The sequence below is a fragment of the Acinetobacter sp. YH12236 genome (assembly GCF_013417645.1).
Lineage (GTDB): Bacteria > Pseudomonadota > Gammaproteobacteria > Pseudomonadales > Moraxellaceae > Acinetobacter.
The window spans coordinates 1-4,736 of the sequence record NZ_VPDM01000065.1 but is presented as its reverse complement, the minus strand read 5'-3'; the positions used below and the strand labels follow the sequence as shown (position 1 = coordinate 4,736).

Genomic DNA, 4,736 nt, shown 5'->3' with positions numbered 1-4,736 from the left:
ATTTAGCCATCCATGAACCCAGCAAAGGCGGTAATGATAAGAATCATCACGCCCATATCATGCTTACCACCCGAAAAGCCGAATTGGACACGGACAATAAACTCACCCTGACCACCAAAACCGATATCGAACTCAGCAACGCCAAACGAAAAAGCCTTGGCATGGGGACAACCCAAGAAGATATTAAGCAAATTCGAGAAACTTGGGCAGACTTAGCCAATAAAGCATTGGAACGTGCAGGCTACCGAGAAAAAATAGACCATCGTAGCTATGCCGATCAGAACAACGGACTACAAGCCACCATCCATGAAGGCACCAAAGTCACACAATTACGCAGACAAGGCATAGACACTGAAATCAGCCGTTTTAATGACAACGTCAAACAGCAAAATAGCCAACAGCTTCACCAACAGAAACAGCAAAAAGAGAGCGTTTTACAGCGTGGTTTAAGCCGTGTCGATCAAGGTTTTGATCAATGGCAGAAGAACCAAGAAACCAAACGTCTAGAACTGGAACGCCAAGCGGAAATGAAGCGACAGCAAGAATTAGATAAACAACGAGCCGAGCAAGCACTCCGCAAGGCATCTCAAAAACTAGGTAGAGGCGGAATGTCATTATGAGTAATCAAAATGATCTAGATGACCAGTTATATATTTTATTGGCATCCATGAAGGAATATAGAGAGGCCATAGCAGACGATAACAAGCGATTAGAGCAGTTTTACAACCATGTCGCTAGCGGAGTGCTAGACAAGGCTGAAAAATCGCTAGAAAACGCAAATAAGAAGCATACAGGCGCATTAAACAACAGTATTCAGGCATTAAACGAAGCTACACACAGGCTCAACTTAAAACTTATCATTATTTTTGCTAGCACGTTTGTTGCTGTGATGATGGTATTCATTTTAGCTATCTTCTTATACATACCAAGCAAAGACGAAATTGATGAACGTAGAGCAGATATGGCTGTACTAAAAAAATATCCGTTACAAATCGAGGAGCATGATGGGAAAACATTAGTCAGAATTATGACTAAAAAGCCGTGTTACTCATTTGAACCGAATAATGTCAAAGAAAAAACGTATGACTGGTGTCAGATCGACCCTAAAAAATACTAGGCGATCGATACTTTGCTTGGTTTTTCTCATTACTGATCAGATTACAGCAAGCGCAAAGTTGCCCGACTTTGAAACATGGCTTTAGCCATGTTTCAAAGCATCGAGCTGAAATTTCGCATAAGAGATTTTATGTTAAATAGGTTCGATTAAGCAGATCGTCTTCTAATTTTGAACATTGCTCAACATCAATGACTCCGGTAATACTTTGTAGCCACAACCCATCTGCTGCTAAACGAAGTAACTCTAAATCAGGATGACTATCCGTTTCTGCATGTTGAGATAATCTATTTTTTAGCCATTCCATCCAAATTTTATTAAAGGTAGGCTCTGTGATCATAGTCATTGATAACGCTGACCAAGCAGAAACCACCCCATCTATTTGATGGATAAAAGAACTATGAATATAAGCTCGTGTGAATTTACCATATTCTGTTGGATCGCGTTTAATCAAGTATTCAACTGTTTGATCTAAATCAAGAATTATTTGATTGAACATTTCTTCTATCAAATTTTTTTTATTCGGGAAATGGTGAAATACCCCCCCTTTTGTTATACCTACTGCTGTAGCAATATTTTGAATAGAAACACCAGAAATACCCTTTTGAGAAACAAGAATAGTTGCCTGTTCAAGGATGCGCTTTCGAATAACCTCTGGTTGCTTCTTTTGTTGCCGAATTTCTTTCACTTAATGACCTGCTGATTGCGAAAATAAATTAATAATTATTACGCCAGATACGATAAAACCAATTCCAATTAAAGCAGGATTATCTAGTGTCTGTTTAAAAACAAAGTAGCTAACTACAGCAGTTAGAACAATCCCAACACCAGCCCATATAGCGTATGCGATACCTAAAGGGATTGTTTTAATAACTTGTGATAATAACGTGCTAAAAAAAATAAAGACCATCACGCTTGGAAAAAGTTTTGTAAACCCTTCCGATTTAACTAAAAAACTACTTCCAATCACTTCGGAAACTATTGAAAATCCAAGTAATACATAAGCGAGTAACACACTGTTCATAAGTAATCATACCTAAAATACCCATCGGAAGGTATGTTAAATTTTCAAAAAAAAATTATCAATAATTATTTTAGATTTTCTAAAATTAACATAATACAACTTATACGAAATGCTCTTTTTTATTCTATATAAATCATAGTCTTATCGTATACAAAAAAGCCCAACTGCACTCAGTTGGGCTTTTTTAATGATTTTTCATGTTCCACGCTTACTATTTAAGCAATGTTCCACGGTTTTGATTAGATATTTTAATCATTCCAGTAAGAGCCGAGCGAGTGTCTACGAGCGACCACCTGGCATTAAAATTTTGCCCCTGCCTTTTCCCTGATTACAAGCTCCCTTTTGCTTCATAACGAAAGATACAGAGCATCCCGAATGGGTGCGAACTTTGGAGCTTTTGCTTTTCAAAAAGTATGAGCGAAGCGAATACATTACCAATGCTTTTGCTTTTAGATTTCACAAACAGGATTAACCAAAAACTGCCCCACGAAGCGAGGAACGAGCTTCAATAGAGTACGAGCTTTAGCGAGTACATAGGGCAGTTTTAAGCACTCCCCTCTCGAAAGGCTTTTAATTATTTTTAAAGCTTTTAATGCTTTTAGACAGGTTGAAACCCTTGTGTAGTAAGTGTTACAGACTATATAAACGGACATTTGCTCTTGTATAAACGGACATTTGCTCTTGTATAAACGGACATTTGCTCTTGTATAAACGGACATTTGCTCTTAATTAAAAGACATTATAAATATTGACCTTAAAAAGATATTAGATTACATTGTCCTTTAATTAGATAATAATAAGTTCTTCTTATGAAAAATAGTTTAGTCGTGAAAGATAATGCTCTAATAAATGCCAGTTACAACCTAGAGCTAACGGAACAACGTTTGATCATGCTAGCTATCATTAATGCTAGAGAATCGGGACAAGGAATCACTGCGGATAGTAAACTGGAAATACATGCTAGTGACTACGCCAAGCTATTCAATGTATCTGCCGATGCGTCATATAAAGCTTTGAGAGAAGCTGTAAATAATCTGTTTAATCGTCAATTTAGTTATACAGCCGAATATAAAAAAACAGGCAAAGTCGGCATTGTTCGATCTCGCTGGGTAAGCCGTATATTTTATGTAGATGACCTAGCATTGTTAGAAATTACTTTTGCTCCTGATGTAGTGCCTTTAATCACACGATTGGAAGAACACTTTACAAAATATGAAGCTAAACAAGTTGCTCACCTAACCAGTAAATACGCCACTAGGCTTTATGAATTGCTGATTGCTTGGCGTGAAGTTGGAAAAGTTCCACAACTAGAACTTAGTGAGTTTAGAAACAGATTAGGTCTTGTTGATAGTGAATACACCGCCATGAGTGACTTTAAAAAGCGTGTGCTTGAACCATCAATTAAACAAATTAATGAGCATACTGATATTACTGTAACGTATGAACAGCATAAAAAAGGACGGATCATTTCAGGTTTTTCTTTCAAATTTAAGCAAAAACAACAGCCAAAAGTTGAAGCAAAAAGAGATCCAAACACGCCTGATTTTTTTATAAAAATGACCGATGCACAACGCCATTTATTTGCGAATAAAATGTCAGAAATGCCTGAAATGGGGAAATATTCACAAGGTACAGAAAGCTACCAACAATTTGCTATTCGTATCGCTGATATGCTTTTAGAGCCTGAAAAATTCAGAGAGCTTTATCCAATTTTAGAAAAATCAGGATTTCAGCCATGATTAAATTAAATAACCTATCAACCGATCTAAAGCATGTGACCGTTGAATACCTCGACATCGTAAATTATGAAATTGCGAGGGAAAATATATGCGGTTATATCTTCCTATTATCCCGACTATCCAAAAATGCCAAACCCACCGAAAAAATGCAGATGGAAAGCAAAATACAGGACTTAATTTACTATCGGGATCATTTGCAGATAGAGGACAAAGACAATATTCAAAAGGTTTTAAACACGCTCATTCCCGAGTATCAAGCCGAACAGAATAACCAAACAGCTAAGAAAAATTAGGCTTCAATGTCGGGCAAATCAAAAAGCTGTCGATCTCTATTTTCTGTTAAATATTCGTTGAGTTCAGCGAGTATTTTTTCTTTATTGGCTTCATTTGCCTGCATTTTCTTAATCAAGTAAGAACCGAGCAAAATTTTACGCCTAGTATCATCCTTGCGCTCCTGTTCTTTCTTTTTGGTACGTTCTCTTGCTTCAATAGCCTGTTTCTGTGCTTTTAACTGTTTCAGCTTCTCTAACTGGGCTTCAATTTTCTTTTCGATATTTTCAGCAGATTTAGTCATAACGGTTAATTTCGGAATATAGAAAACCACTCAAGCATAAGACCCTATGAATTGAAATTCAAGCGGGTAATATGCTATCGTGTTTTTCATGAAATGCGCACTTACGACTTGGATTTCATCCAAGTCAAAGTTTGCGTAAGGGGAATCCCCTTAACCCCAAAAGCAAAAGCACCCCAAGGCGACTGCATGGCAATTTATCATTGTTCCACTAAAACGGTGAACCGAAGTTCGGGGCGAACTGCGGTTGCATCATCTGCATATCGTGCAGGGGAAAAACTAGAAGAT

General features: G+C 37.3%; 7 protein-coding genes and 1 pseudogene. 5 read left to right on the top strand and 3 right to left on the bottom strand.

Annotated features, from left to right (window positions below; translation table 11 throughout):
• Together FTV14_RS15700 and FTV14_RS15695 are read left to right on the top strand one after the other, a co-directional pair.
• Window positions 1–620, top strand: a 620-nt coding sequence (locus FTV14_RS15700; RefSeq protein WP_180054154.1) for a MobA/MobL family protein, incomplete at its 5' end; no start/stop codon positions are given.
• Window positions 617–1,117 carry a hypothetical protein gene (locus FTV14_RS15695; RefSeq protein ID WP_087528903.1) on the top strand — a complete coding sequence of 167 codons (501 nt, stop codon included), beginning with the start codon at window positions 617–619 and terminating at the stop codon, window positions 1,115–1,117. The genes FTV14_RS15700 and FTV14_RS15695, both read left to right, overlap by 4 nt.
• 127 nt (window positions 1,118–1,244) lie before the next feature.
• Here the strand turns inward: FTV14_RS15695 and FTV14_RS15690 are convergent, their stop codons facing one another.
• Window positions 1,245–1,802, bottom strand: coding sequence for a TetR/AcrR family transcriptional regulator (locus FTV14_RS15690; protein ID WP_180054152.1), 558 nt, complete (start codon window positions 1,800–1,802; stop codon window positions 1,245–1,247).
• On the bottom strand, window positions 1,803–2,138 hold the full coding sequence (locus FTV14_RS15685) for an SMR family transporter (protein ID WP_180054150.1): 336 nt from the start codon (window positions 2,136–2,138) through the stop codon (window positions 1,803–1,805). It lies immediately after the preceding gene.
• Window positions 2,139–2,947: 809 nt separating this feature from the next.
• Between FTV14_RS15685 and repM the strand changes: the two genes are divergently transcribed.
• On the top strand, window positions 2,948–3,877 hold the full coding sequence (repM, locus tag FTV14_RS15680; RefSeq protein WP_004871874.1) for a replication initiation protein RepM: 930 nt from the start codon (window positions 2,948–2,950) through the stop codon (window positions 3,875–3,877).
• Entirely contained in the window at window positions 3,874–4,170 is a 297-nt protein-coding gene (locus FTV14_RS15675) for a hypothetical protein (protein ID WP_005265043.1), read from the top strand. Before repM ends, FTV14_RS15675 begins: the two co-directional genes overlap by 4 nt.
• On the opposite strand, the gene FTV14_RS15670 is transcribed toward FTV14_RS15675, so the two are convergent.
• Window positions 4,167–4,451 carry a hypothetical protein gene (locus tag FTV14_RS15670; protein ID WP_004871868.1) on the bottom strand — a complete coding sequence of 95 codons (285 nt, stop codon included), beginning with the start codon at window positions 4,449–4,451 and terminating at the stop codon, window positions 4,167–4,169. The genes FTV14_RS15675 and FTV14_RS15670 overlap by 4 nt on opposite strands.
• A gap of 186 nt (window positions 4,452–4,637) precedes the next feature.
• On the opposite strand from FTV14_RS15670, the pseudogene FTV14_RS15665 reads away from it, so the two are divergent.
• A pseudogene (locus tag FTV14_RS15665) lies at window positions 4,638–4,736 on the top strand (mobilization protein); the annotation flags it as partial.